This is a genomic window from Neisseria sp. 27098_8_139 (genome assembly GCF_041433195.1).
Taxonomy (GTDB): domain Bacteria; phylum Pseudomonadota; class Gammaproteobacteria; order Burkholderiales; family Neisseriaceae; genus Neisseria; species Neisseria subflava.
In genome coordinates, this window is record NZ_JAPWBA010000003.1 from 77,288 (window position 1) to 103,002 (window position 25,715).

The 25,715-nt window shown below is 49.1% G+C and carries 27 protein-coding genes; 14 read left to right on the plus strand and 13 right to left on the minus strand.

Annotation, left to right across the window (positions count from 1 at the left end; genetic code table 11):
• Positions 1 to 11: 11 nt before the first annotated feature.
• The 6 genes from kdsB to lpxK all read right to left on the minus strand — a co-directional run bounded on the left by kdsB (position 12) and on the right by lpxK (position 3,417).
• Positions 12 to 770, minus strand: coding sequence for a 3-deoxy-manno-octulosonate cytidylyltransferase (gene kdsB, locus O3660_RS04895; protein WP_049351206.1), 759 nt, complete (start codon positions 768 to 770; stop codon positions 12 to 14).
• Positions 767 to 949, minus strand: coding sequence for a Trm112 family protein (locus O3660_RS04900; protein WP_049329252.1), 183 nt, complete (start codon positions 947 to 949; stop codon positions 767 to 769). Before O3660_RS04900 ends, kdsB begins: the two co-directional genes overlap by 4 nt.
• A 254-nt stretch (positions 950 to 1,203) precedes the next feature.
• Positions 1,204 to 1,629, minus strand: coding sequence for a hypothetical protein (locus O3660_RS04905; protein WP_283126985.1), 426 nt, complete (start codon positions 1,627 to 1,629; stop codon positions 1,204 to 1,206).
• Positions 1,630 to 1,677: 48 nt separating this feature from the next.
• Entirely contained in the window at positions 1,678 to 2,094 is a 417-nt protein-coding gene (locus O3660_RS04910) for a hypothetical protein (protein ID WP_283126984.1), read from the minus strand.
• Positions 2,079 to 2,342 (minus strand): hypothetical protein, encoded by a 264-nt coding sequence (locus O3660_RS04915; protein WP_283126983.1) that lies wholly within the window; start codon positions 2,340 to 2,342, stop codon positions 2,079 to 2,081. Before O3660_RS04915 ends, O3660_RS04910 begins: the two co-directional genes overlap by 16 nt.
• 64 nt (positions 2,343 to 2,406) lie before the next feature.
• On the minus strand, positions 2,407 to 3,417 hold the full coding sequence (gene lpxK / locus O3660_RS04920; RefSeq protein ID WP_049351205.1) for a tetraacyldisaccharide 4'-kinase: 1,011 nt from the start codon (positions 3,415 to 3,417) through the stop codon (positions 2,407 to 2,409).
• Between the two features lie 180 nt (positions 3,418 to 3,597).
• On the opposite strand from lpxK, the gene xseA reads away from it, so the two are divergent.
• The 3 genes from xseA (at position 3,598) to O3660_RS04935 (ending at position 6,661) form a co-directional block, all read left to right on the plus strand.
• Positions 3,598 to 4,947 (plus strand): exodeoxyribonuclease VII large subunit, encoded by a 1,350-nt coding sequence (xseA, locus tag O3660_RS04925; RefSeq protein ID WP_049351204.1) that lies wholly within the window; start codon positions 3,598 to 3,600, stop codon positions 4,945 to 4,947.
• Between the two features lie 123 nt (positions 4,948 to 5,070).
• Positions 5,071 to 5,850: a CDP-diacylglycerol--serine O-phosphatidyltransferase gene (pssA, locus tag O3660_RS04930; RefSeq protein WP_049351203.1), complete on the plus strand. Its 780-nt coding sequence runs from the start codon at positions 5,071 to 5,073 to the stop codon at positions 5,848 to 5,850.
• 1 nt (position 5,851) lies between these two features.
• Positions 5,852 to 6,661, plus strand: coding sequence for a sulfite exporter TauE/SafE family protein (locus O3660_RS04935; RefSeq protein WP_049351202.1), 810 nt, complete (start codon positions 5,852 to 5,854; stop codon positions 6,659 to 6,661).
• Between the two features lie 86 nt (positions 6,662 to 6,747).
• Here the strand turns inward: O3660_RS04935 and O3660_RS04940 are convergent, their stop codons facing one another.
• The 6 genes from O3660_RS04940 to O3660_RS04965 all read right to left on the minus strand — a co-directional run bounded on the left by O3660_RS04940 (position 6,748) and on the right by O3660_RS04965 (position 12,099).
• Positions 6,748 to 7,428 carry a sulfite exporter TauE/SafE family protein gene (locus O3660_RS04940; protein ID WP_049351201.1) on the minus strand — a complete coding sequence of 227 codons (681 nt, stop codon included), beginning with the start codon at positions 7,426 to 7,428 and terminating at the stop codon, positions 6,748 to 6,750.
• 110 nt (positions 7,429 to 7,538) lie between these two features.
• Complete coding sequence (locus tag O3660_RS04945; RefSeq protein ID WP_004520828.1) at positions 7,539 to 8,579, minus strand: ABC transporter permease; 1,041 nt, start codon at positions 8,577 to 8,579, stop codon at positions 7,539 to 7,541.
• A gap of 36 nt (positions 8,580 to 8,615) precedes the next feature.
• On the minus strand, positions 8,616 to 9,671 hold the full coding sequence (locus O3660_RS04950) for an ABC transporter permease subunit (RefSeq protein WP_049351200.1): 1,056 nt from the start codon (positions 9,669 to 9,671) through the stop codon (positions 8,616 to 8,618).
• Positions 9,672 to 9,770: 99 nt separating this feature from the next.
• The gene (locus O3660_RS04955; RefSeq protein WP_049351199.1) at positions 9,771 to 10,700 is read right to left on the minus strand and encodes a GTP-binding protein; all 930 of its coding nucleotides are present in this window, start codon (positions 10,698 to 10,700) and stop codon (positions 9,771 to 9,773) included.
• Entirely contained in the window at positions 10,688 to 11,161 is a 474-nt protein-coding gene (locus O3660_RS04960) for a Fur family transcriptional regulator (RefSeq protein WP_049351198.1), read from the minus strand. Before O3660_RS04960 ends, O3660_RS04955 begins: the two co-directional genes overlap by 13 nt.
• Before the next feature lie 113 nt (positions 11,162 to 11,274).
• A complete protein-coding gene (locus O3660_RS04965; protein ID WP_049351197.1) occupies positions 11,275 to 12,099 on the minus strand; it encodes an SDR family oxidoreductase in 825 nt (274 codons plus the stop codon).
• Positions 12,100 to 12,231: 132 nt separating this feature from the next.
• Here O3660_RS04965 and O3660_RS04970 point away from each other — a divergent pair, with 132 nt between their 5' ends.
• Together O3660_RS04970 and O3660_RS04975 are read left to right on the plus strand one after the other, a co-directional pair.
• Complete coding sequence (locus tag O3660_RS04970) at positions 12,232 to 12,693, plus strand: cytochrome c (protein WP_049351196.1); 462 nt, start codon at positions 12,232 to 12,234, stop codon at positions 12,691 to 12,693.
• A gap of 383 nt (positions 12,694 to 13,076) precedes the next feature.
• Complete coding sequence (locus O3660_RS04975; RefSeq protein WP_049351195.1) at positions 13,077 to 15,839, plus strand: TonB-dependent receptor domain-containing protein; 2,763 nt, start codon at positions 13,077 to 13,079, stop codon at positions 15,837 to 15,839.
• 148 nt (positions 15,840 to 15,987) lie between these two features.
• Here the strand turns inward: O3660_RS04975 and O3660_RS04980 are convergent, their stop codons facing one another.
• Complete coding sequence (locus O3660_RS04980) at positions 15,988 to 17,184, minus strand: acetate kinase (RefSeq protein ID WP_049351194.1); 1,197 nt, start codon at positions 17,182 to 17,184, stop codon at positions 15,988 to 15,990.
• Between the two features lie 235 nt (positions 17,185 to 17,419).
• On the opposite strand from O3660_RS04980, the gene O3660_RS04985 reads away from it, so the two are divergent.
• From O3660_RS04985 to trxA, 9 genes are all read left to right on the plus strand, one after another.
• Complete coding sequence (locus tag O3660_RS04985; RefSeq protein ID WP_003681461.1) at positions 17,420 to 17,725, plus strand: hypothetical protein; 306 nt, start codon at positions 17,420 to 17,422, stop codon at positions 17,723 to 17,725.
• Entirely contained in the window at positions 17,725 to 17,913 is a 189-nt protein-coding gene (gene ccoS, locus O3660_RS04990) for a cbb3-type cytochrome oxidase assembly protein CcoS (protein WP_003681462.1), read from the plus strand. The genes O3660_RS04985 and ccoS overlap by 1 nt, the downstream gene beginning before the upstream one ends.
• Positions 17,910 to 19,226, plus strand: coding sequence for an MFS transporter (locus O3660_RS04995; protein ID WP_049351193.1), 1,317 nt, complete (start codon positions 17,910 to 17,912; stop codon positions 19,224 to 19,226). Before ccoS ends, O3660_RS04995 begins: the two co-directional genes overlap by 4 nt.
• A gap of 322 nt (positions 19,227 to 19,548) precedes the next feature.
• Positions 19,549 to 20,529: a DNA polymerase III subunit delta' gene (locus O3660_RS05000; protein ID WP_371464613.1), complete on the plus strand. Its 981-nt coding sequence runs from the start codon at positions 19,549 to 19,551 to the stop codon at positions 20,527 to 20,529.
• Positions 20,530 to 20,539: 10 nt separating this feature from the next.
• Positions 20,540 to 20,893 (plus strand): PilZ domain-containing protein, encoded by a 354-nt coding sequence (locus O3660_RS05005; RefSeq protein ID WP_049351191.1) that lies wholly within the window; start codon positions 20,540 to 20,542, stop codon positions 20,891 to 20,893.
• Positions 20,894 to 20,897: 4 nt separating this feature from the next.
• Positions 20,898 to 21,683, plus strand: a complete 786-nt coding sequence (locus tag O3660_RS05010; protein ID WP_003682946.1) for a TatD family hydrolase — start codon at positions 20,898 to 20,900, stop codon at positions 21,681 to 21,683.
• A gap of 319 nt (positions 21,684 to 22,002) precedes the next feature.
• On the plus strand, positions 22,003 to 23,556 hold the full coding sequence (locus O3660_RS05015; protein ID WP_371464614.1) for a fatty acid--CoA ligase: 1,554 nt from the start codon (positions 22,003 to 22,005) through the stop codon (positions 23,554 to 23,556).
• A gap of 81 nt (positions 23,557 to 23,637) precedes the next feature.
• Positions 23,638 to 25,203: a dipeptide ABC transporter ATP-binding protein gene (locus O3660_RS05020; protein ID WP_049351189.1), complete on the plus strand. Its 1,566-nt coding sequence runs from the start codon at positions 23,638 to 23,640 to the stop codon at positions 25,201 to 25,203.
• A gap of 125 nt (positions 25,204 to 25,328) precedes the next feature.
• Positions 25,329 to 25,661, plus strand: a complete 333-nt coding sequence (trxA, locus tag O3660_RS05025) for a thioredoxin TrxA (RefSeq protein ID WP_049351188.1) — start codon at positions 25,329 to 25,331, stop codon at positions 25,659 to 25,661.
• Positions 25,662 to 25,715: the final 54 nt, after the last annotated feature.

The following is a 25,715-nucleotide window of genomic DNA, read 5'->3' on the forward strand; positions in this document are numbered from 1 at the left end:
TTCAGACGGCCTTAAGCTTTAAACGCAACACGTACTCTGTCCAAATCTTCCTGCGTATCCACACCGGCAGCAGGCGCTTCTTGGGTGATTTCAACAGCAATCGGATAACCGTGCCACAGGACGCGCAACTGTTCCAGCGATTCGATGGTTTCCAAAGGAGAAACATCCATTTCGGAATAGCGTTGCAGGAAGCCTGCACGATAGGCATAAATGCCGATGTGGCGCAAAACGGCTGTTTCGGAAGGCAATTCGCGTTTTTCGGCACGCATCACATCGCGCGGATAAGGAATCGGGGCGCGGCTGAAATAGATGGCGTTGCGGTTTTTATCAAGGATGACTTTGACGACATTGGGATTCATAAACTCGTCAAAATCGTGCAATTCATGGGCGGCGGTTGCCATTTGCACATTGTTTTCAACCAAAACTTCGGCTGTACGGTTGATGAGCTTGGGGTCGATTAAAGGCTCATCGCCTTGTACGTTCACAACAATCAGATGCTGCGGCAGTTTCAGCGTATTGGCCGCTTCGGCAAGGCGCGTTGTACCGCTTTCATGTTGATTGGAAGTCATGACCACTTCGACGCCATGCGCCTGACAGGCCGTCTGAATATCGGGATGGTCGGTGGCAACGACAACACGCGCGGCCTTGCTTTTCGCCGCTTGTTCGGCGACACGCACAACCATCGGTTTACCGTGAATATCGGCCAAAGCCTTACCCGGCAGACGTGAAGAATCCAACCGCGCCGGAATCAATACGACAAATTCGGTCATGCTTTCAGTTCCTCTTCGCTCAACGGGCGCGCTTCGTTTTCCAACATATAAGGGATGCCGTCACGAATAGGATAAGCCAGCTTCGCCTGACGGCTCCACAATTCCTGTTTGTCTTGATGGTATTCGAGTTTGCCTTTGGTCACAGGACAAACGAGGATGTCTAAGAATTTTTTTTCCATGGGGTTTACTTTCAGGTTTGATAGTTTTAGCGAAAATCACTTTGCTCGTTTTGGCGAAACTTGCTACGCTTGTTTTCAGACGGCCTCAAGCGGCATCATTTTTTCTGTGCCGTTTTCTTTGCTTGCCGCGTACAGACTTGGTCAGGATTTTTGCCGTTGCACATGATCTGACGGATTTCACGGGCTAAGTTTTCGTTTTGACTGGATTTTTCGTATTTTTCGGTGATGATACTCAATATTAGACAATATTAGATTCATTGTGATCTCAAAATAGCACGGCGTTTTAGTAAGTATAATTGCCCCACTGCCGTGCCGTAAAAGTCAATCAATCTATTGACTTCTTCCTGAGTATAAACCGCCTTTATACCGTCTAAAGCTGCTTTATGTACCTGGGTATTCTCTTGTAATGCATTAATTTCGTTAATTAATTGATTTGTATATTTTTTAAGGACCTCTTCTAACTGTGGACGCTTATCTTTGGGCACATCTTTCAAAAAATCCTGTATCTTCGGATCAGAAAGTACAATACCTCCAACGCTTTGGAGAGACTGGTCTAACAGAGCATCCATCTTCTGCACTTCAAACAACCGCTCCAGCGACGCATCACTGGGCGGCGCGGCAAACGCATTGGCACACAAGGCCAAAGCAGCAAAAGGCAACAATAAAGTTTTCAATTTCATTTTTTCTACCTACTTAATAAATATCAATATTTTCAGACGGCCTGCACATTATTTGTCACATTCCGAAGAATGTTTATTGCCCTTACACAAAATATCGCGCGTTTGCGCCTCAAAAGCGGGCGTATATTTCCTGCTTGCGTTGATATAGTTGTTGCTCATCGTCTTTTCAACAATCTCATCATTCAATTTGTCGAAACGTTCCATCTTTTCAAATGCAGACTTACCGGCCCCATGCTCAAATACTTTTACTATGCTATCCACGTCTGCTTGGCTCAGCACATTGTCAATATCTCCGCCATGCTGTCTGAGATGATTGATTTTTTTCAAAATACCCTTGCCCCGAGGGGAAGAGAAGAAGCTGTTGAGTACATCGACTTCTTCTTGTGTAAATACTTTCTGTACGGCACGCTTTTCTTCATCCAACCATTGCTTTTTCAACTCAGGGCGGCTCAAATCGTCTTGCATGTTTTCATATAACGGCTGATGACCGCCTTCATCTGCGCTTTTTGAGCTTTGGGCGTCATCGTTAACAAGCGCTCATTGTCCTCTTTATTCACCATCTCCAAAGAACGTTGCACTTTCTCGCTATAATTACTGCTTATCCCTTGAATCTCCAACCATTTCATTGCAGATTCATCACTTGGTTTAGCAGCTAAGCTTTGAGTGGATACAAATAAAGCTGCGCAAGCGACCAACAAATATTTTAACTTCATGATTTACTCCTATCGCGTAGTTTGAAGATCATCTTTAAAACATCTGTAAAACATCTATAAGCATTTAGATTGAAACATTCGCGGATACAAACGCCACCAAGTCCGGCTCAATTATCGCATAAACAGGCAAGACCCACACATGATTCAGGCCGTGGCCGTCTGAAAATTTGACTGCATCCTTTTCCGTGATAATCACCACATCTGCGTCCGGCAAATCCGCTGCCGTAATATCTGCATGATCAGGCAAGGCAACGGTTTGTTTCAAAGCAATATTCATGCTTTGCAACGTATTGAAAAAACGCTCCGGCTTAGCGATACCGGCGACGGCGGCGACGATTTGATTTCCTAAGCCCGCCAAATCCAATTTTTCAGACGGCCTGTTCAAACGGTAAATCTGCCCTGTTTCAATATGGCTGGCAAACATATTTTCAGACGGCCTGAATGCCATATCTGCTTGCCCCCCGCTGACGACGACCGCATCAACGGAAGCCAATCGAGACAAAGGTTCGCGCAGGCTGCCGTTGGGCAGTAAATCCAAATTGGTGCGACCAGTATCTGCCACTGGAAATACGGCAATTTCCATATCGCGTTGCAAGGCATAATGTTGCAAGCCGTCGTCGGCCACAATCAATTCAAGCTCAGGATGCGCCGCAAGCAATGCCCTGCCTGCGTCTGCACGGCTACTGCCTACCGCCGTCAGCGCACCGGTTTGACGAAACAGCAATAAAGGCTCGTCGCCTGCATCTGCCGCACTGCTGGCTGTATTCAATACATGAACCGCCTTGCTCTTGCGCCCGTAACCTCGGCTGATGATGCCGACCTTAACGCCCTTTTCCTGCAAACCCGACACCAGCGCGGCGACTATCGGCGTTTTCCCTGTTCCGCCTGCATGGATATTGCCGACCACCACCACAGGCACAGGTAATTTTTCGCTTTTCAGACGGCCTGAAACAAAATTATCGCGCCGTTTCGCCGCAATTTTGGCAAACAGCTTGGACAATGGTTTTAACAGCAAAGACAAAAACGGATTGGGGGATTGCCAATGGCGTTCGATAATTTGGTGGAGTTTGGGCATACGCACGGCTTTTGAAGCGAAAATCAAACGATAATATAACACAAGCTCGCCCAGACAAGGCCGTCTGAACATGCGGCTTTGATAATATTAAAACAAAGGGCGCAAGTTTCATGAAAACGAATACAACGAATGGCTCTAAAACCCTTATAATTCAGCTTTCCCAAATTTTTCCGTTTCGCAATGTCCGAACTTTTCTCGCCCTCCTCCATTTCCGTATCCGAGCTCAACGCCCTTGCCAAAGCCTTGCTGGAAGACCATCTCGCAGGCTTGTGGATTGCCGGTGAAGTATCCAACCTGACCCGTGCCGCCAGCGGACATTATTATTTCTCGCTCAAAGACAGCCGCGCTCAGGTACGTTGCGCGATGTTTAAGGGTGCGGCCATGCGTTTGGCGAAGCCTTTGAAAGAAGGCGACCATATCGAAGTATCAGGAAAAATTAGCATTTATGAAGCGCGGGGCGAATTTCAAATTACCGTAAATGAGGTGCGGCTCAAAGGTTTGGGGCAGCTTTACGAAGCCTATGAACGATTGAAGGCACAGTTGCAGGCGGAAGGCGCGTTTTCAGCGGAACGCAAAAAACCGTTGCCTGACCGTCCGCAATGTATCGGCATCATCACCAGTTTGGCTGCCGCCGCTTTGCGCGATGTTGTAACCACCTTAAACCGCCGAGCGCCCGAAATCCCCGTTATCGTTTATCCGACGCCCGTACAAGGCACAGGCAGCGAGTTGCAAATTGCCCAAGCGATTAAAACCGCTTCGCAACGTGCCGAATGTGACGTACTGATTGTCTGTCGCGGCGGCGGTAGCATTGAAGACTTGTGGGCGTTTAATGAAGAGCCGGTCGTACGCGCCATCGAAGCCTGCTCAATTCCCGTCGTCAGCGGCGTAGGCCACGAAACCGATTTCACGCTTGCCGATTTTGTTGCCGACGTGCGCGCACCGACACCAACCGGCGCGGCAGAGCTGGTCAGCCCCAACCGCCAAGAATCGCTACACCGCCTCGCCCAAGCCAAAGGCCGTCTGAAAACCGTTTTGGAACAACGCTATTTCGATGCCAGCCAAAAACTCGACTGGCTGGCGCGGCAAATCCGTCATCCGCGCCAAAAACTTGACGAGCAGCGTGCCTCAATCAGCAAGCTGGCGCAAACGCTGTCTTACTCGATGACGCAAAACCTCCGCACCCACACTGCCCGTTTTGAACGCCAAACCCAAACCCTGAAACATTGCCGTCCTGATGTTTCCGTTTACAAAAACAATATCGACCGCTTTCAGACGGCCTTGTCACATTCCTTCCGCCAGCTGCTTGCCCACCGCCGTCAAAGCCTGACTGCCCAAGCCGCATTGCTCGAAGCCGTATCGCCGCAACATATTCTGGAGCGCGGCTTTTCGGTCGTCAAAAATACACGCGGACAAGTTATCCGCAATGCCGATACGTTGAAACAAGGACAAAAACTGCATATCACTTTTGCCGACGGCGAAACCGACGTACGCGTGACCAAAGAGCAGGCGCAGGGCGAGTTGTTTGACTGACAAAATAAAGGCCGTCTGAAACTTTATGCGATTGAAGTGAAACTATGTCTGCCTTTTAAAAATCCTTAACCTGCCAATGCGGTATAATGCCTTATCTGCACACGCAGCATATACGGAAACATTATGGACAACTCACAAAATACAGAAAATCCGATTCCTCCACGCAACTCCATCCGCAAAAACAGCATTTACCTGCTGCCCAATTCCTTTACCATCGCCGCACTGTTTTGCGCGTTCTTCGCCATTACCCAGTCCATGCACGGACGTTATGAAACGGCGGCAATTGCAGTCTTCCTTTCCATGCTGCTCGACGGCATGGACGGACGCGTTGCCCGTTTGACCAACAGCCAGAGCGCGTTCGGCGAACAGCTCGACAGCCTTGCCGATATGGTCAGCTTCGGCGTGGCGCCTGCCCTGATTGCCTACAAATGGCAACTTTGGCAGTTTGGCAAAATCGGTTATTCCGTCGCCTTTATCTACTGCGCCTGCGCCGCCCTGCGTTTGGCGCTGTTTAACACGCTCATCGGAAAAGTCGATAAACGCTGGTTTATCGGCGTTCCAAGCCCGACCGCCGCTGCGTTGATTGTCGGCCTGATTTGGGTCAACCACAGCATCGAACGCTTCCCCGGCGTGCATTGGTGGGCATTGGGCATTACCCTGTTTGCCGGTATTTCCATGATTGTGCAGATTCCGTTTTGGAGCTTCAAAGAAATCAATATCCGCCGCCAAGTGCCGTTTATGGGCATGGTATTGGCCGTGTTGGTATTGCTGCTCATCAATTGGGAGCCTTCGCTCGTCCTCTTCTTGTTCTTCCTCGGTTACAGCCTGTCCGGTTATGTAATGGCAACCATCCGTTGGTTTAAAAAACGCCACAAAACTCACAAACACGACAAGGCCGTCTGAAATGTGGTCTTGGGACATCATCCTTTCCCTGCTCGCCGTCGGTAGCGCGGCGGGCTTTATTGCCGGACTATTCGGCGTAGGCGGCGGCACGTTAATTGTTCCCGTTGTCTTATGGGCGTTACAACTGCAAGGCATAGGCGGCCACCCCTATGCCCAGCATCTAGCCATCGGCACTTCCTTTGCCGTCATGGTATTTACCACCTTCTCCAGCATGTACGCCCAACATAAAAAGCACGCCATCGATTGGGCGAGCGTCCGCCGAATGACGCCGGGCATGATACTCGGCGTACTCCTCGGCGCGGTGTCGGCAAAATATATGCCGACGCTGGCTTTGCAGGTTTTCTTTATTGCATTTCTTGCCTTTATCGCACTCAAAACCCTGCGCGATTCCAAACCCAAACCTTCACGCACCCTGCCTGAACTCCCCGGTCTGACAGCCGTCGGCACGCTTTTTGGGGCGGCTTCAAGTTGGGTCGGTATCGGTGGCGGTTCGCTATCCGTTCCATTCCTGCTGTATTGCAACTTTCCGGCGCACCGTGCCATCGGCACATCTTCAGGTCTGGCATGGCCAATTGCGATTGCCGGCACCATCGGCTATTTTGCCAACGGTTTGCATATTGCCAACCTGCCTGAAAGCGCGGCAGGCTTTATCTATCTTCCGGCCGTGGCCATATTGAGCGTTGCCACCATCCTCTTTGCTCCGCTCGGCGTTAAAACAGCGCACAAGCTGCCCGCCCGAAAACTCAAAATCGCCTTCGGCATCATGTTGCTGCTGATTGCCGCCAAGATGGCTTGGAATTTGATACATTAAATCTTTCTTGTGAAAAAGGCCGTCTGAAAATCTTTCAGACGGCCTTTTAAATTGCAAAACAACAAACTAAATAAATCCCCTTTACCTTACCCGATTTGCCCCATTGCAAATACGGCCAAGCGCCATATCGCCCATCCTGCCACCAACAATCCGGCGCACAAACGAACCATGCGTTTTTGCAGAAAGGTTTTCAACTGCGCGGCAAATATGCCCATCGCAAGCAAGTTCGGCAAGGTCCCCAATGCAAACGCCAGCATATACAGCCCACCGTGCAAGGCATTGCCGCTGCCCAAAGCATACAAAGACGCGCTGTACACTAAACCGCAAGGCAGCCAGCCCCAAAGCACGCCCACGCCGAAACAGGCAGGCACTGATTTAATCGGCAGCAATTTATTCAGCAAAGGATTTAGGCGTTTCCATATCGGTTTGCCGATGCCTTCGATTTTGGTTGCAGCAGTTGAAATACCGGCAAGATAGAGACCGAGCAAAAGTAGCAAGATATTGGCGGCAATATACAAACCGTTTTGAACCGCGCGCGTATTGTCTAAGGAAATGCCGACCTGCCCGACCAAGCCGACCAACAGACCGATGACGACATAGCTGCTGATGCGCCCCAAGTTCAACAATACAATCAGCCCGATTCGGTTTAAATGTGGCGGCAGCTGCAAAGCGAATGCGCTGCTCAAGCCGCCGCACATGCCAACGCAATGCGTTCCGCCAAAAAAGCCGAGCAGAAAAAGAGTAAGAAATGTGATTTCTTGATTCATGGTTTTTAATGATTCAAACGAATGGATGAGGCCGTCTGAAACTTTTCAGACGGCCCTGAGAATGCAGGATAAGCTTTTCCGCCCACCCTCTTCACGCTTTAGAAAAGCAATTAACTGCGTGCGCGTACGTCAAATGCCTGACGCAAACCTTCGCCAATCATGACCAGCAAAAGCAGCATCACCGTCAGCGTGGCAACGGCAGACAGGCCGATCCACCACGCGTCCAAGTTGTCTTTGCCTTGCGCCAGCAACTCGCCCAAACTTGCCTGTGAAGCAGGTACGCCCAAGCCCAAGAAGTCCAAACTGGTCAGAGCGAGTACTGCACCTGAAATACGGAAAGGCAGGAAGGCCAATACCGGCGTTAAGCTGTTGGGCAGGATATGGCGCCACATGATTTCACGGTTGCCCACGCCCATCGCGCGCGCCGCCAAAACGTAATCGGTCTGGCGGTTTTTCAAAAACTCGGCGCGGACATAGTCAGACAAACCCATCCAGCCGAAAAGCGACAGCAACACCAGCAAAATCAACAGCCCCGGATTAAAGAACGAAGACAGGATAATCAGGAGGTACAGCTCCGGCATACCGCCCCAAACCTCGATAAAACGCTGCATCAGAAGGTCGGTTTTACCGCCGAAATAACCCTGCACCGCGCCTGCAACCACGCCGATTACGGTAGTCACCACGGTCAACACCAAGGCAAACAACAGCGAATCGCGGAAACCGTAAACCAAGCGCGCCAACAGGTCGCGGCCGCGGTCATCCGTTCCCAAGATATGCCGTTCGGACGGTTTGGCCGGATCGGGTGCCGTATCAAAATCGTTTAAGGTATCGGCATCGTAAGGATTGGGCAGGTAAAGGGCAAAATTGCCGTCTGAAGTAATGTTGTGGCGGATAAGCGGATCCAGATAATCCGCAGGCGTATCGAAATCGCCGCCAAATGTGGTTTCGTTATATTCGTTTACCAAGGGGAAGAAATACTCGCCCTGATAGCGTATCCACAAAGGTTTGTCGTTGCTCCACAAAGGCGCAAGCAAAGTGACGACAAACAAAACGGCCAAAATCCGCAAAGCCAACCAACCGCGCTTATGCTGCTTAAAGGCTTGCCAAGTAGGGTTTGAAGTAGATTTTTTCTTTTTCATGGTTCGAAACATTCTTTAATAATGGATTGAAGATATTTTCAGACGGCCTTATTTCTGTCCGCCAAAGTGAATACGCGGATCGACCCATGAATAAGAAATATCCGACACCAATTTAGCCAACAACCCCATCAGCGTGAACACATACAGCGTACCCATTACAACAGGATAATCGCGTTTCATCACTGCCTCGTAAGACAGCAAACCCAACCCGTCCAGCGAGAACAGCGTTTCAATCAACAGGCTTCCGGTAAAGAATGCGCCGATAAATGCGGCCGGGAAACCGGTAATCAGAGGAATCATGGCGTTGCGAAAAATATGTTTCCACAGAATCTGTTTCTCAGGCAAGCCCTTGGCTCGCGCGGTATAAACATATTGACGGCGGATTTCTTCAAGGAACACGTTTTTCGTCAATACGGTCATGACCGCCAAGTTGCCTGCCACCGAAGCGGTAATCGGCAAGGCCATATGCCACAAATAATCTTTGACTTTACCCGCCCAAGAGAGCGTATCGAAATCATCGCCGACCAAGCCGCCCTGCGGGAACCAGGCAAAAAAGCTGCCACCGCCAAACAACACCAGCAACACCAAACCCAAGACAAACGGCGGTACGGTATAGCCGACCAAAATGATCATACCCGTAACCGTATCAAACCGGCTGCCATCCCTGACCGCCTTGGCTATACCCAACGGAATACATATCAAATAAGTTAGGAAGAATGTCCACAAACCCAAACTCATCGATACCGGCATTTTCTCTTTTACCAACTCAAATACGGTTTGATGGTGGAAAAAACTCTCGCCCAAATCGAAACGGGCAAATTTCCATACCATATCGACAAAACGCGTTACAGGCGGCTTGTCGAAACCGTACAAAGCATTCAGCGCGGCCAAATCTTCCGCACTGATGCGGTTGCCGTTTTTGGCCAAAGTTCCAGGCATGCTGTGTCCTGCTGTTTCACCGCCAACTGCACCCTGCGTCAGCTGCTGAACCATCTGCTCCACCGGACCGCCGGGAACAAACTGAATCACGGCGAAGGTAATCGCCAAAATCCCCAACAACGTGGGAATCAAAAGGAGCATACGATGAAAGATATAACGCCACATGGTTAAGTGTTCCTCTATTTTTTTGATTTGAAGGCCGTCTGAAACTGCTGACTTCAGACGGCATAATAGTAACGGATTAATAAGCGTTTGGCCGATGATTTACTTCTCCAACGCCTCCTGCAATTTCTTCTCAATTAAATCCGCGTCAAACGATTTGGCAATCAATTCAAAGCGGGAATCACGGCGCCATGAAACTTGGTTTGCGCCCCATTGACCATCCACCCAGTTGAGCCACACCCATGTACCGAGCACTTGGAACACGCCTTTGGCGCGGACGAGGCCGTCTGTAAATTTAGGCAGGTCGTTAAAGAAATCAGTTAGTTTTTCGCCGTCGAAATCACGCCCGGCAGGGAAAGTGAAACCTTGAGACTGGAAGCCCATGGTGTTGTCCGGCAGGGCTTTGAGGCGGTAGCGCGATTTTTCGACAACGGGAATATCAAGCCATTGGATGTCGAGTTGCGCATTTTGAACTTCAACCACTTTGGCTTTAGGCGGGAACAGCTTGGACGCTTTATCGTGAAACTCGGCCAGCTGCTCGGGCGTGCACAAGTCGGTTTTACTGGCGACCAATACGTCGCAAATGCCGATTTGGTCTTTATACAAGGCTTGTTGCGCATAATCAGGATTAATGAATTGGCGCGGATCGACAACGGTAAAGACGGCGCCGATTTCCAGCATACTGTCAAGCGGTTTGGCTTTTAATTCGTCGATAACGCTGGCGGCGTGCGCCAGGCCGCTGGCTTCAATCATCAAGCGGTCGGGTTGGGCGTCGCGCAGCATTTTTTGTACGGTCGTACCCATTTGCGCGCCGGCAGTGCAGCACAAACAGCCGCCGGCGATTTCTGCCACGGGAATGCCGTTGTCGCTCAAGACTGCGCCGTCAATGCCGATTTCGCCAAATTCGTTGACGATGATGACCCATTTTTCATTCGGATCTTTTTGCGCCATCAGACTTTTGAGTGCGGTGGTTTTGCCTGTTCCGAGGAAGCCTGAAATCAGGTGGACTTTGGTCTTTTTTACTTCTGACATTTTTTACAAATTCCTGTTAAAACAACATGTTCTTCTTTTAATGAGAAACCGGTTTCGGCCACGCCTGCACGCAATGCCGCCCATTCTTGGCTCAAGGTCTGCTCGTCTGCCGTACCGCATTCGGTACAAACCAAAATAAACGCGCTGTGGTGCGCTTCGGCTTCTTCGTGGTCATGGCAATGGTCGTCACACTCGTGCTGCGCGTGGCTGCACAAAATATAGCCGTTGACCGCCGCCACTTTGTGCAAAACGCCCTGCTCCGCCCAAAAATCAAGGGCGCGGTAGGCCGTCGGCGGCGCAACCACGCCCTCGCTTTGCTGCTGCATCTGCGACAGAACGTTGTAGGCTTTAATCACGCCGCTTTGTTTCAAAACAATATCAAGCACTTGCTCACGCAATGCGGTTACCTGCACACCATCGCGCTGCGCTTGTTCTAAGATTTTTTGTTTGATTGCGTTCATAACTGAAACAGCCTTTCAGACGGCCTTGTTAATAAAAAATTACATTATAACGTGTTTGTTCAATTTCAGATAACAAAGAGGCCGTCTGAAATGTTCAGACGGCCTGATGCCGATTACTTAAACCAAGATTTAATTTTTCCAAACAAAGACATGCTTTGTTTTTCAAACGTTTCCTCCTTCATCGGAGCAGGCTCATCGCGGTAAACTTTCATGCCTGCGAAGGTCTGGGCAACCGGCATGATTTCGATGGAATTGACGTTCATCCGCGCAGGACGCTGATAGAGCCATAAAGCGGTATCGGCAATATCTTGCGGCTGGATAAACTCGACATTCTCATAAACCTCGGCCGCACGCTGATCGTCGCCTTTGAAACGGACGTTGGAAAACTCGGTATCGCCGCACAAGCCCGGTTCGATATTGGTAATGCGGATGTTTTTATCTGCCAATTCGGCGCGCAGGTTCATACTGAATTGGCGCACAAAAGCCTTAGTTGCACCATAGACATTACTGCCTGAATAAGCATAACTGCCGGCAATCGAACCCAAATTGATGATGTAGCCCTGTTTGCGCGCTACCATCTGCGGCAAAATCTGGCGGGTCAGAAAAGTCAGGCCGATGATATTGGTTTGAATCATGGTTTCCCAATCGCCAAAATCGGCTTTATCAGCGGAATCCAGACCTAAAGCCAAACCGGCGTTGTTGATCAGGCAATCGATTTCGGATAAATGCTCGGGCAGGCTGTTCAAAGTGTTTTGAATCGACTCCGTACGCGAAACATCCATTTCCAACGGGTAAAACTGCTCGCCCAATTCCTCTGCCAACTGCTGCAATTTGTCTTCACGCCTTGCCGCGCCGATGACATGATAGCCTGCCGCAACAAAGGTGCGGCACATCGCCGCGCCGAATCCTGCTGATGCCCCGGTAATCAAAATTGCCATATCGTTTCCTTTCTATACTCGTTTCAGACTTGGGTTTAAGGTATGATAACGCCTTATCAGACGGCCTGAGCGTTTGGCCGGCTGATTCTAAATTTAACGATAATCATATCATCACAATAGGACACACTCCATATGAAAACCCGTTTTATCCCTGTTGCTTTGGCAACAGTGGCGCTTACCCTTTCCGCCTGCGGCGGCAGCGGCGCGCCTTCCCAGCCTAAAGGCCCTATTTCCGAAGACCGTACGGCCGCGTTCAAATCCATGATGCCTGAGTTTACCCGCATGGGCAAAATGGTCAAAGACGAAGAACCTTACGACGTTGAAAAATTCAAACAAGCTGCAGCCACTTTTGCTGAAAACAGCAAAAAACCGTTCACCCTGTTTGAATCCGACCCTCAAGGCAACGGCCGCGCCCTGCCTGCCATCTGGACGGACACGGCAACCTTCAAAGCCGAAGAAGAAAAATTCGTCGCTGCTGTTGAGAAACTTAACGCCGCTGCCCAAACCGGCAAACTGGAAGAAATCAAAGCCGCTTACGGCGAAACCGGTGCAACCTGTAAATCCTGCCACGACACATTCCGCGGTCCGGAATAAGGCTTAAAACAATAAAGGCCGTCTGAAATATCATTTTCAGACGGCCTTTTCTTCAACTGACTTCAAACCTTTCTATATCGACTTTATATTTTGCATTTCATGTTTTTTGGACTTCATTTGAAACCGACGGCTCAATTCACATATCGCAATCAAATTTTCTTCTTCCGGCTGTTTAAATTCAATTAAATCTCCCTTCTTCTCGATCAACCAAATTCAAATTCAGACCTGCTTTATCTTTTCAGCCTGATTAATCATATGCAGGTGGGTTATCTTCTGAAACAAGAATCTGCTTTATTTTTTAACAAATAAAAACCATTATTAAAATATTTGTAAAGTTTAATAATATGTTATAAAGTAGCGACTTCGTTTCTGAGGTAACTATCATGAATCCGAATTTCAAATTAAATCTACTAACATTATCTTTACTGGCTATAACAAGTATCGCACACGCAGAAGACGAGGTTTCAACTCAAGAGCTTGATGAAATTCAAGTCAAAGGCAGACACATTGCCAAAGAGAAAAAAGTTTTTACCGAAGGCCAAGCCAAAAGTTCGCGTGAACGCGTTTATCAATCCAGCGAAAACATTGATACCATCGTTCGGAGCATGCCCGGCGTTTTTACCCAACAAGACAAGGGATCGGGGGTATTGGCGGTCAATATTCGTGGCGATAGCGGTTTGGGACGCGTCAATACGATGGTTGACGGCGTCACCCAAACCTTCTATTCCACTTCTGCCGATGCCGGACGCAGCGGCAGCTCTTCGCAATTCGGTACGGCACTAGATCCCAATTTTATTGCCGGTGTGGATGTAACCAAAGGCAGTTTCACAGGTGCCAACGGCATCAATGCCTTATCCGGTACAGCCAATTTCCGTACTTTACGGGTAGACGATGTGGTACACGGAAACAATACCTTCGGCCTCTTGACCAAAGGATTGACCGGCACAAACAGCACCAAAAGCAACTTTATGGCAACCGGAGCAGTACAAAAATGGTTTGACAGCGGTGCGCGCCTTGGTGCCTTATATGGTTACAGCCACCGTAATGTTGAGCAAAACTATAAAGTAGGCGGCGGCGGTCAGCGTATCGGTAATTTTGGCGAAGAATATTTGGACCGTAAAAAACAAGAATATTTTGAAAGCAACTTATTGAAATTCGACCAAGGGCAAAATCGTTGGGTTCGCGACTTTTCCAAGCGCAACGCAGTCGGTAAAAGCTATTGGGACTACCCTTTCTCCAAAAAATATAACGATCCTGAAGTTTTGCAAAGAGATTATGTCGATGATTTGGAAAGAAGCTGGAAAGAAAATTTGGCACCGCAATGGGACCTGACTCCAATCGACCCGACCAGCCTGCAACAACGCTCAAACAGCCATTTGGTCAAAGTGGAATACGAAAACGACAACAACAAGTTGGATCTTCAGCTTCGTACCATGAACAACCGTATCGGCAGCCGCAAAGTAGAAAACCGCAACTATCAAGCCAATTACAACTTAAACATTGGCGATTATGTCGATTTAAACGTATTGGCTGCCCATAATTTGGGAAAACAAAAATATCCGAAAAACTCACGTTTTTCAGGATGGGGACTGCTTGATTATTTGGAAACCAAAAATACAGCCAATCTTTTGGATATCAACAACGGCTTTTCTTTCAAACTTCCTCAAAAAACAGATTTAAAAGCCACTGTGGGTTTCAATTTCTTTAAAAACCAATACAGTAAAAACCGCTTTCCGGAAGAGCTGAGCCTGTTTTACGACGGCCCGGATCAAGATGCCGGCCTGTACAGCTTTTTAGGCCGCTTTAAAGGCGACAAAGGAATATTTCCTCAGAAATCAACCATATTGCAACCTTCAGGCCAGCAAAAATTCAATACGTTCTATTTTGATACTTCCTTGAAAAAAGGCATTTATCAATTGAATTACAGTGCCAATATGGTCAACTACCGCTACAAAGGCGAATATACCGACTACTTCAATACCCAAGAAGACTTTAAAAAAGCATTTGGAGAAGATTCTGAAATTTATAAACAGCATTGCACGCCAAGCTGCGACCTTTACGAACCGGTTTATACCAAATCTGGTAAAAAGCATGCGGTAAACCATTCGGTGGCATTAAACATCAATGTCAATGACTACTTTATGCCGTTTATCAGCTATTCTCGTACGCATAGAATGCCGAATATTCAAGAAATGTATTTTTCACAAATCGGCGACTCAGGCGTCAATACAGCCCTCAAGCCGGAACAGGCCAATACTTACCAAATAGGCTTCAATACCTTCAAAAAAGGGATTTTCAAGCCGGACGATGTATTGGGTTTCAAACTGGTCGCCTATCGCAGCAGGATAAACAACTATATTCACAATGTTTATGGCAAATGGTGGGATTTGGATCAAGCACCCAGCTGGGTAACCAGTACCGGCCTGCAATACTCTATCCAGCATCGAAACTACGCCAAACCTGTTCATAAAAACGGTTTGGAAGTGGAAATGAACTATGATTTCGGCCGCTTTTTTACAACCCTGTCTTACGCATATCAAAAAACCAACCAGCCGACCAATTATAGCGATGCCAGCGAATCGCCCCGCAACTCTTCTAAAGAAGACCAAATTAAACAGGGCTACGGCTTAAGCAAAATTTCCCGCCTGCCCCGAGATTACGGTCGGTTTGAATTAGGATCCCGATGGTTGGGCAACAAATTGACCGTCGGCGGCATTATGCGCTATTACGGCAAAAGTACACGGGCGACGACTGAGGAAGAATTTGTTGACGGTACAACCGGTGCCAATACCTACTCTTCACATCAAATGGGCAGAAGGGTGATCAAAAAAACAGAAAGCATCAACAGACAGCCGATGATTTTTGATTTCTATGCCAATTATGAACCGAAGAAAAACCTTATCCTTCGTTTCGACATTCAAAATGCGTTCAATAAACGCTATGTCGATCCTTTGGATGCCGCAAACGATGCCGCAACTCAACGCTATTTCAGCGTATTTGAAAGAAAAGGCGGTTTAGATGACGAAGAAGTCGAATGCGATGCCAACGGTTTATGCAATGGCAAATATGGCGGTACGACACGCTCCGTCTTGAACAACTACGCACGAGGCAGGACTTTACTGTTTACCATCAGTTATAAGTTCTAAACCTATCTATCTGCATTCTTAATATTGCACTGATTAAAAAGCCGGTAAACACAATGTTTGCCGGCTTTTTTCAATATATTCTCAAAATTTTCTTCATCTATACACAACAAAAAACCTGCCCTTTCGGGCAGGTTTTAATAATGACGGATTACAGGCCGCTCAGACGGGCTGTATCGTGTGCAATCATCAATTCTTCGTTGGTAGGAATCACAACGGCAACAGCTTTGCTGTCGGCAGTAGTAATTACACCGGCGTTACCGAAGCGGGCTTTCAGGTTGGCTTCTTGGTCGATGTGCAGACCGAGGAAGCCCAAGTAGCCCAATACGCGTTCGCGGATGATGTCGGAGTTTTCGCCGATGCCGCCGGTAAATACCAAGGCGTCCAAACCGCCGGCTGCTACTGCCATGCTGCCAATGTATTTAGCCAAGCGGTAGATGAACATTTCCAGAGCCAGTTTGGCACCCGGATGACCTTTGGCAGCTTCTTCTTCGATGGTACGGCAGTCGTTGGACAAACCGGAGATACCGAGCAGGCCGGATTTTTTGTTCAGCATGTCGGTGATTTGGGAAATGGTCATGTTGGCATTTTCAGCCAAGAAGCTGAACACTGCAGGATCGATGTCGCCGCTGCGGGTACCCATTACCAAACCTTCCAGCGGGGTTAGGCCCATGCTGGTATCGCGTGATTCGCCATTGGCGACGGCGGTAATAGATGCGCCGTTACCCAAGTGGGCAATCACCATGCGCAGGTCTTTTTTGTCTTTGCCGAGGAAGCGTGCAGTTTCGTCAGAAACGAAGCGGTAGCTGGTACCGTGCGCACCGTAGCGGCGCAAGCCGTATTTTTCATACAATTCATGTGGAACAGCATATTTGTAAGCGTGTTCAGGCATGGTTTGATGGAATGCGGTGTCGAATACGACAACGTTCGGTAGGCCTTTGAAGATGCTTTGTGCAGCGCGCAGGCCCAAAAGGTGAGCCGGGTTGTGTAAAGGAGCAAGTGGAATACATTTTTCGATACCAGCGATAACATCGTCGGTAACCAAAATGGATTCGCTGTACAATTCGCCGCCGCTTACCACACGGTGGCCGATCGCACCGATGCGGCTGTCGAGGCCGTGGGCTTTGAGTTCTTCCATCAGGGCTTCAACTGCGCCGGTGTGGTCGGGCTTGGCAGACAGGTCGACTTTGTGTTTTTCGCCGTTGAATTTGAAGGTGATGTAGGCATCGGGCAGATTGAGTTTTTCGGCAAGGCAGCTCAGCAATACTTCGCCGCTGTCGTTATCCAATACGGCACCTTTGAGGGAAGAGCTGCCGCAGTTCAAAACCAAGATTAATTTTTGTGTCATTTTATGCTCCTTGAGGTTTCAGACGGCATTTTTGTCGGGACCTTACTGCTGCTCCGGCTATGTTGCACCCCTTGTGGGACGTAGTGGGTAGCGGTCTGAACAGATTAACAAAGTAAACGCCGTATTGTAACAAAAAATGTAATCGGCTGCTTGACTTAATATTTGATGTAAAATGGACGGAATTTTATTTTAGGCCGTCTGAAAAAAATGACGGCGGTTTTGAAGATTTCCCGATATGCATTATTTCAGTATCCACACTCAAGACGGCGAACACGCCGGATTTTTTATTATGTTGGCAGACGATGAATCACAAAATCCGCCGCAAAGCGGACGCTTCGCAATCAAGTTGCAAAGCGAAGATGCAGCCGAAGCGGCAGTATTGTCTCCTTTTGAGCAAACCGATATCCCGCAATACTGGCGCGTGGTTAAAGACCGTATCGAATTGTTTTTTGACGATAAAAATATCGGTGCGTTGCGCAACGAATACCTGACCATCAGCGGCAAAACCTTTATCCTGACCGATTTGACCGGAGCGATGTAATGGAAAGTATGTTTATCCTTGTCCCCATCAGCATTATTTTGGCCTTTATCATCGGCTGGTTTTTCTGGTGGTCGGGTAAAAACGGACAGTTTGACGACCTTGAAGGCCCTGCGCACCGCATTTTGATGGACGACGACTCCACTGAAAAACTGATCGAAAAAGATGAAGATAAAGAATCCAAACAATGAGCCTTAAAAAAGATAATCTGAATTTCCACACGACCCGCCGTTTTGCGCCGCTCTTTGGGACGCAGTTTTTGGGCGCGTTTAACGATAATATGTTCAAAACCGCATTATTCGTGATGATCAGTTTTTACGGTTTGGGCAAAAACGACTTGCTGCCGCCCAGCCAAATGCTGAACTTGGGCGCAATGCTGTTTATCCTGCCCTACTTCCTGTTTTCCGCGCTCTCTGGGCAGCTGAGCAACAAATTCGATAAAGCAGTTTTAGCACGTTGGATCAAGCTGTTGGAAATCATCATCATGGCAGTGGCGGCGTATGGCTTCTACATCCAATCCGCGCCTTTGCTTTTAATCTGCCTGTTTTGCATGGGCACACAATCGACCTTGTTCGGCCCGCTGAAATACGCGATTTTGCCCGATTACCTCAACGACAAAGAGCTGATTATGGGCAACAGCCTGATTGAATCGGGTACGTTTATCGCCATTTTGCTTGGCCAACTTTTGGGCACGGCAGTCGCAGGCGTTCCACCGTATATTGTTGGCGGTTTGGTGTTATTGGTCGCCGTCGGCGGCACGATGACCAGCCTGTTTATGCCGTCTGTCCCCGCTAAAATGCCGGATACAAAAATCGAATGGAATATCATCAAAGGCACGAATTCACTGATTCGTGGAGCGGCGGCCGACCGTCCCGTATTTACTTCCATTATCGGTATTTCATGGTTTTGGTTTATCGGCTCGGTTTATACCACCCAACTGCCGACGTTCACGCAAATCCATTTGGGCGGCAACGATAATGTGTTCAACCTGATGTTGGCGCTGTTCTCCATCGGCATTGCCATCGGCTCGGTGTTATGCGCCAAACTCAGCCATGAGCGCCTGATTTTGGGCTTGGTTACCATCGGCACTCTGGGTCTGACCGTCTGTGGATTATTGCTGGTGTGGCTGACCCATGGCCAACGCTTTACCGAATTAAACGGCATCATCTGGTTTTTATCGCAAGCCCAAGCGTATCCGATTATGCTCGTGATGTCTGCCATCGGCTTTTTCGGCGGTTTCTTCTCCGTACCGCTTTACACTTGGCTCCAAACCGCCAGCAGCGAAACCTTCCGCGCCCACGCCGTCGCTGCCAACAACATTATCAACGGCGTGTTTATGGTGTCAGCCGCCATTTTGAGCGCGGTTTTGCTGATGTTGTTCGACAGTATTACGTTGCTGTATTTAATTGTTGCCGTGGGTAATCTTCCGTTGATTATTTACCTCATCAAACGGGAACCAAAATTTATCGGAGATTTGACCGCTTCGTTGAAAATCAACAAATAAGGCCGTCTGAAAAGTATCCCCACCATGCACATTTTCCCTGTTCAATCTCGTGGACAGCCTGTGCATAAATCAGATTACTGTCTGATTTAACATTAAAAAACACATCTGCCTAAATTTTAAGCACCATTTTACCACCAAACAAAATGCACATTTTCCCCAAACAAGCGTGTGCAAAGGCTGTGAATAAGTAAGCTTAATGATTGATATTTCAAATTAAAAAGATATTTGATTAGTTTTTAGGCAGTTTATTAAAGGCCGTCTGAAACCTTTTTCAGACGGCCTGAGAGTATAATAACCACCTACCTTATAGTTCCCAAACGATATGATTTATCCATGGCATGAAACCCAATGGCAACAGCTCGCCGCCCATTGGCAAAACCGTCCTAACGCCTGGCTGTTTACCGGCAAAGAAAATACCGGTAAAACCGAGTTTGCCCGCTTTGTCGCGCAGGCATTGCTGTGCGAATCGCCCAAGTCCGGTCATGAACCCTGCGGCGAGTGTGCTTCGTGCCATTTGTTCAGCCAAAACACCCATCCCGACTTTTACGAACTCACGCCGGAAATTCCCGAAGGCGAGGCAACGGGACGCAAACTCCTACAAATCAAAATTGATGCCGTGCGCGATATTGTGGAAAACATTTACCTGACCGCTGTCCGCGGCGGCCTGCGCGTAGTATTGGTGCATCCGGCTGAAAGCATGAATACACAGGCGGCAAACGGTTTGTTGAAAGCTCTGGAAGAGCCGCCGCAACACGTCGTTTTCCTGCTCGTTACCCATGCGCGCGACAAACTCCTGCCCACCATCAAAAGCCGTTGCCGCCAGATGGTGCTGCCCTCGCCTACCCATGAGCAGGCTGCGACATACTTGCGCCAACAGGGTGTGGAAAATGCCGAAGCCTTGTTGGCATTCCACAGCGGCGCGCCTTTATTCACGCCGACTCCCGAATTGGACGCATTACGCGAAGAGTTGCTAACGCTGCTGGCTGCCCCGCGCCTGTTGGCCATACTCGACTACGCCGCCGCGTTCGACAAACAAAAGCAACCACTGGCCGTTTTCATCGACTGGCTGCAAAAGTGGCTGATGGATGTCGGCTTGGCACAACAAAGCATGGCACCGCTTTATTATCCGCACCATGCCCAAGCCCTGCTTCAGACGGCCTCTAAAACCGATTCACGCAAGCTGTTTGCCCTATTGGGCCGTCTGAACGCGCTCAACCCTTACGGATACCATACCTTGAGTGTTAAAATGCAGCTTGAGTATCTGCTTATCGAATATTTAGATTTTTGGCAAAACAAACCCTAACAGGTAATAAATGATGAATAAAAAAGACATTCCGGCGAAGATGTTGGTCTTGCAACTCAAAGACCCAAATCTGCTGTACAACTGCTATATGCCGTTTTTAGAACACGGCGGTCTGTTCGTACCGACCGATGACGTACTCTCCCTAGGTGAAGACATCCTCTTGGCCGTAGAAATCGCCGACTACCCCAAACGCTTCCTGCCCACCAAAGTCGTTTGGATCAATCCGGCTCGCACTTCAGCCCACCGCCCCAAAGGCGTAGGCCTTGCATTCTCCGAACACGAAAGCTGCCTGCAGGCCAAAAACCTGATCGAAGCCGAGCTTGGCCCGCGCCTGCGCAGCGACCGCACTACTTTTACCCTGTAATACCATGTATTTAATCGATTCACATTGCCATCTCAACTTTGACGGCTTAAAAGACCGCTTGCCCGAAGTCTTTGCCAATATGGAAGCGCAAAGCGTCAAGCAAGCGCTTGCCATCAGCGTCAGTAAACAAAGTTTTGCCGAAGTATTCGACATTGCTCAAGCAAACGACCACATCTACTGCACCATCGGCATACATCCCGACAGCCAAGAAGCGGAAGAATTTACCATTGCCGAAATGGTAGAAGCGGCCAAGCATCCGAAAATCGTCGGTATCGGAGAAACAGGTTTGGACTATTACTGGTGCAAAGGCGATTTGTCATGGCAACATCAACGCTTTGCCGACCATATCCAAGCTGCCAACGAAAGCGGCCTGCCCGTTATCGTTCACACGCGCGATGCTGCCGAAGACACGTTGCGGATTTTAAAAGAATGCCACACCAACTCCGGCGTGATTCACTGCTTCTCTGAAGACGTCGCCTTTGCCAAAGCCGCTTTGGATTTAGGCATGTACATCTCCTTCTCCGGCATTGTGACGTTTAAAAACGCGCCGCTGATACAAGAAGCCGCCAAATACGTCCCTGCCGATAGAATCTTGGTAGAAACCGATGCACCTTTCCTCGCGCCGGTTCCCAAACGCGGCAAACAAAACGAGCCTTCCTACGTCCGCTATACGGCCGAGTTCTTAGCTAATCTGCGCGGCGAGAGCTTGGAAACATTGGCACAAAACACCAGCGACAATTTCTATCGCCTGTTTAACAAAGTACCTGATGGCCGTCTGAACAACGGTTAAGCCTAAAGCTTCTATCATCGGCTCTGCCAATCCGTCATCCGGATTCTGCCTCAAATACAGCAGTAAACTCGAAATGGCTTGAGACAGAAACGCAATCGGCTTGCGCTATCTTCCGAACGGCAGACTTTTAAAGAATGGGAATTTTCCCATCAACACAATAAGTAAGTTTAAATTCAAAATATTGCTTTCCTAAGCCCAGTAAAGCGCAAGGCCGTCTGAAAGTATTTTCAGACGGCCTCTTGCTTATTTTACCGATAGGATGTAAAACCTACCCTTCGAAATAAACGGTTCATCGAAACCGTACATCAATCGACACAATATGGACACAAACTCCGAAATGCACACCCACCCTAATTTTTACGCTATGCTGACTGCAGCCTGCCAAAAAAACGGTAAAGGCACGGTCATTTTCAACGACAAAGAAAAAATCAGCTATTCCTCCCTCAAACGCGAAGTAGAAACCGTCGCCGCCTATTTGCAACACCAAGGCGTACAATATGGCGACAGGGTCGCCCTTGTCGTTTCCAACTCCCCCGAATTTATTGCCGCCTATTTCGCCATTACTTCCATCGGTGCGGTAGCCGTCCCACTCAATGTCTTTTTGAAAAGCGAAGAATTTTCCTACATCCTTAATGACTGCGGCGCACGCTTTATGTTCGCCTCTGCGCCGTTGGCCAAAGAACTCAAAAACATCAAAGCCAAAACCAAAGTCAATAAAATCATCTGGATTGGCGAAACCAAAGCCGCCAGTGGTGATGACAGCTATTTCGATGCCGCGCGTACATTCCCCGGCAAGCCGAATCTGAGCCGTCAGCCGTCAGCCGACGATTTGGCGCACATTATCTACACCTCCGGCACAACCGGCCACCCCAAAGGCGCATTAATCAGTTATAGCAACCTGTTTTCCAACCTTTCGGGCATCGAACAAATTTTCCAAATTTCGCAAAAAGACCGCTTCGTCGTCTTCTTGCCCATGTTCCACAGCTTTACGCTGACTGCCATGGTTTTGCTGCCGATATATCAAGCCTGCTCGATTATTTTGGTCAAATCCGTCTTCCCGTTCTCCAACGTGTTGAAACAGGTTTTGCTCAAACGCGCTACCATTTTCCTCGGCGTACCGGCTATTTACACTGCCATGAGCAAAGCCAAAATCCCTTGGTATTTCAGATGGTTCAACCGCGTCCGCCTGTTTATCAGCGGCGGCGCGCCTCTGGCCGAACAAACCATTGACGACTTCAAAGCCAAATTCCCGCGTGCCAAATTGTTGGAAGGCTACGGCTTGAGCGAATGCTCGCCCGTTGTTGCCGTCAATACGCCCGAACGCCAAAAAACCGCCAGCGTCGGTGTTGCCCTGCCCGGCTTGACCGTGAAAGCCGTCGATGACGAATTAATCGAAGTGCCGCGCGGCGAAGTGGGCGAACTCATCATCAAAGGCGGCTCAGTGATGCAAGGCTACCTCAACATGCCTGACGCCACAGATGAAACCATTGTCAACGGTTGGCTAAAAACCGGCGACTTCGTCACCATAGACGAAGACGGCTTTATCTTCATCGTCGACCGCAAAAAAGACCTGATTATCTCCAAAGGCCAAAACGTCTATCCGCGCGAAATCGAAGAAGCCATTTACAAACTCGAAGCTGTGGAAGCCGCCGCCGTAATCGGCGTGAAGGACCAATACGCCGATGAAGAAATCATTGCCTTTATCCAACTCAAAGAAGGCATGAAACTGGAAGAAGCCGAAGTCCGCAACCACCTGCGCGGCCTGTTGGCAAACTTTAAAATCCCCAAACAAGTCATCTTCCAAGACGAGCTGCCGCGCAATGCCACCAGCAAAGTGTTAAAACGCAAACTCAAAGAACAGTTTCAAGACTAAACCGCTGTTTCAGACGGCCCCTTGATTCATGCAGGCCGTCTGAAAACCTGTCATCAACAAACTTTTCAGACGGCCACGACCATGACGACACCTATACTCGAAATCGAAAACCTAAACGGCTCCTTTCCGAGCAAGCAAGTCCTGCACGATATCAACCTGACCTTGCAACCCGGCCGCAAACTGGCATTGGTCGGCGAGAGCGGCAGCGGCAAAACCGTATTGTCGCAAGGCATTATGCGCCTGAATCCGATGGTTACCTTTGAAGGCAGTCTGAAATATTGCGGAACCAATCTGCTGACCCAGCCCGAACGCGCCCTGCAAAAACTACGCGGCCGCGAAATCGGCATGGTGTTTCAAGAACCCATGACCGCCCTCAACCCCGTCATGCGCGTCGGCGAACAAATCGCCGAAGTCCTGTCCCTGCATTTGGGTTTGGATAAAAAACAGGCATGGGCGCGCGCTATCGAACTCCTGGACGAAACCGGCATCCACCAGCCCGAGCAAAAAGCCCAGGCCTACCCTTTCCAACTTTCCGGTGGCCAACGCCAACGCGCCATGATTGCCATGGCTGTATCAGCCCAGCCCAAGCTCCTGATTGCCGATGAACCGACCACCGCTTTGGACGTTGCCGTCCAAGCCCAAATCCTCGACCTGCTCTCACGCCTGCAGGAAGAACACGGCATGACCATGCTCTACATTACGCACGACTTGAACCTTGTACGCCGTTTTGCCGATGATGTCGCCGTTATGCGCAACGGCCGTATCCTCGAAACCGGCAAAGCAGCCGAAGTCTTTGCCAATCCGCAGCACGAATACACCAAAATGTTGCTCAACGCCGGCACAACGCGACGCGTGGCTCCTTTGCCTGAAAACCCTGCCACCGTCCTTAAGGCCGAACAAATCGCCTTCTCCATCAAAGAATCAGACGGCTGGTTTAAGAAACGCGACAAAACCATTCTCAACCCCGTTTCTTTCGATCTCAAATCGGGGGAAACATTGGGCATCATCGGCGAAAGTGGCTGCGGCAAAACCACGCTGGCAAAAGCCGTTATGCACCTTATCAACTCCGAAGGCAGCCTGCACATCAACGGCGAGCCATGGCGACACGAATTGCGCCGAGAAATCCAAATGGTGTTCCAAGACCCGTTCGGCGCATTCAATCCGCGCATGAACGTCTTCGATACCGTTTCCGAAGCCTTACGCGTACACGAACCTGAAATGCCGCGCGAAGAAATGCGCCGCCGCGTCGAAGAAGTCCTCAAACAAGTCGGCCTGCCCGAAGATGCACTCGAACGCTATCCGCACGCCTTCTCCGGCGGTCAACGCCAACGCCTCGCCATCGCCCGCGCCATCATTGTCCGCCCGAAAATCCTCGTATTGGACGAACCAACCAGCGCGCTTGATGTCCAATGGCAACAACAAATCCTTGAATTGCTCAGCGGCCTGCAAAAAGAATACGGCCTCGCCTTCATCATCATCAGCCACGACCTCGCCGTCATCCGCGCCATTTCCCACCGCGTGATGGTGTTGAAAGACGGCAAAATCGTTGAAGAAGGCGAATGCGAAAATGTGTTTGCCAATCCAAGCAGCGACTATACGTGCCATTTGATTGCCCACTCCGGCCACATGGTTCAAGAGGCCGTCTGAATCTTTAAGGATTACGATAGACGCATTTCAAAAAAACTATTGCCAGGTGGCGGCACTTGAAATTTTCCCTGTCTGCCACTATTCTGAACAACATCTTTATTAATCCCGATTTGAAAGGAAATAACATGAGCAGCGAATTGATTATCCATACCAGCGATGCCAGCTTCGAACAAGACGTTTTGAAATCCGACGTACCTGTATTGCTGGACTTCTGGGCACCATGGTGCGGCCCTTGCAAAATGATTGCCCCAATCTTGGACGACATCGCCTCCGAATTCCAAGGCCGTCTGAAAGTCGTTAAAATCAACATCGACGACAATGAAGCCACTCCTGCCAAATTCGGCGTTCGCGGCATCCCTACCCTGATGGTGTTCAAAAACGGCGAAAACATTGCAACTAAAGTCGGCGCATTGGCTAAAGGTCAACTGACTGCATTCGTTGAAGCTTCTATCGCTTAAAGCTTTAAGTATATAAAAAGGCCGTCTGAAAATTGTTTTCAGACGGCCTTTTTT

Excerpts from the sequence above, each read along its gene's own strand:
- trxA (WP_049351188.1), top strand. The coding sequence starts at position 25,329 with ATGAGCAGCGAATTGATTATCCATACCAGCGATGCCAGCTTCGAACAA.
- O3660_RS04935 (WP_049351202.1), top strand. The coding sequence starts at position 5,852 with ATGTGGTCTTGGGACATCATCCTTTCCCTGCTCGCCGTCGGTAGCGCG.
- kdsB (WP_049351206.1), bottom strand. The coding sequence starts at position 770 with ATGACCGAATTTGTCGTATTGATTCCGGCGCGGTTGGATTCTTCACGT.
- O3660_RS04975 (WP_049351195.1), top strand. The coding sequence starts at position 13,077 with ATGAATCCGAATTTCAAATTAAATCTACTAACATTATCTTTACTGGCT.
- O3660_RS04915 (WP_283126983.1), bottom strand. The coding sequence starts at position 2,342 with ATGAAGTTAAAATATTTGTTGGTCGCTTGCGCAGCTTTATTTGTATCC.
- O3660_RS04955 (WP_049351199.1), bottom strand. The coding sequence starts at position 10,700 with ATGTCAGAAGTAAAAAAGACCAAAGTCCACCTGATTTCAGGCTTCCTC.
- O3660_RS05000 (WP_371464613.1), top strand. The coding sequence starts at position 19,549 with ATGATTTATCCATGGCATGAAACCCAATGGCAACAGCTCGCCGCCCAT.
- O3660_RS05015 (WP_371464614.1), top strand. The coding sequence starts at position 22,003 with ATGGACACAAACTCCGAAATGCACACCCACCCTAATTTTTACGCTATG.
- O3660_RS04940 (WP_049351201.1), bottom strand. The coding sequence starts at position 7,428 with ATGAATCAAGAAATCACATTTCTTACTCTTTTTCTGCTCGGCTTTTTT.
- O3660_RS04910 (WP_283126984.1), bottom strand. The coding sequence starts at position 2,094 with ATGCAAGACGATTTGAGCCGCCCTGAGTTGAAAAAGCAATGGTTGGAT.
- O3660_RS04905 (WP_283126985.1), bottom strand. The coding sequence starts at position 1,629 with ATGAAATTGAAAACTTTATTGTTGCCTTTTGCTGCTTTGGCCTTGTGT.
- lpxK (WP_049351205.1), bottom strand. The coding sequence starts at position 3,417 with ATGCCCAAACTCCACCAAATTATCGAACGCCATTGGCAATCCCCCAAT.
- O3660_RS05020 (WP_049351189.1), top strand. The coding sequence starts at position 23,638 with ATGACGACACCTATACTCGAAATCGAAAACCTAAACGGCTCCTTTCCG.
- O3660_RS04960 (WP_049351198.1), bottom strand. The coding sequence starts at position 11,161 with ATGAACGCAATCAAACAAAAAATCTTAGAACAAGCGCAGCGCGATGGT.
- O3660_RS04965 (WP_049351197.1), bottom strand. The coding sequence starts at position 12,099 with ATGGCAATTTTGATTACCGGGGCATCAGCAGGATTCGGCGCGGCGATG.
- pssA (WP_049351203.1), top strand. The coding sequence starts at position 5,071 with ATGGACAACTCACAAAATACAGAAAATCCGATTCCTCCACGCAACTCC.
- O3660_RS04980 (WP_049351194.1), bottom strand. The coding sequence starts at position 17,184 with ATGACACAAAAATTAATCTTGGTTTTGAACTGCGGCAGCTCTTCCCTC.
- O3660_RS05010 (WP_003682946.1), top strand. The coding sequence starts at position 20,898 with ATGTATTTAATCGATTCACATTGCCATCTCAACTTTGACGGCTTAAAA.
- O3660_RS04945 (WP_004520828.1), bottom strand. The coding sequence starts at position 8,579 with ATGTTTCGAACCATGAAAAAGAAAAAATCTACTTCAAACCCTACTTGG.
- ccoS (WP_003681462.1), top strand. The coding sequence starts at position 17,725 with ATGGAAAGTATGTTTATCCTTGTCCCCATCAGCATTATTTTGGCCTTT.
- O3660_RS04970 (WP_049351196.1), top strand. The coding sequence starts at position 12,232 with ATGAAAACCCGTTTTATCCCTGTTGCTTTGGCAACAGTGGCGCTTACC.
- O3660_RS05005 (WP_049351191.1), top strand. The coding sequence starts at position 20,540 with ATGATGAATAAAAAAGACATTCCGGCGAAGATGTTGGTCTTGCAACTC.
- O3660_RS04950 (WP_049351200.1), bottom strand. The coding sequence starts at position 9,671 with ATGTGGCGTTATATCTTTCATCGTATGCTCCTTTTGATTCCCACGTTG.
- xseA (WP_049351204.1), top strand. The coding sequence starts at position 3,598 with ATGTCCGAACTTTTCTCGCCCTCCTCCATTTCCGTATCCGAGCTCAAC.
- O3660_RS04985 (WP_003681461.1), top strand. The coding sequence starts at position 17,420 with ATGCATTATTTCAGTATCCACACTCAAGACGGCGAACACGCCGGATTT.
- O3660_RS04900 (WP_049329252.1), bottom strand. The coding sequence starts at position 949 with ATGGAAAAAAAATTCTTAGACATCCTCGTTTGTCCTGTGACCAAAGGC.
- O3660_RS04995 (WP_049351193.1), top strand. The coding sequence starts at position 17,910 with ATGAGCCTTAAAAAAGATAATCTGAATTTCCACACGACCCGCCGTTTT.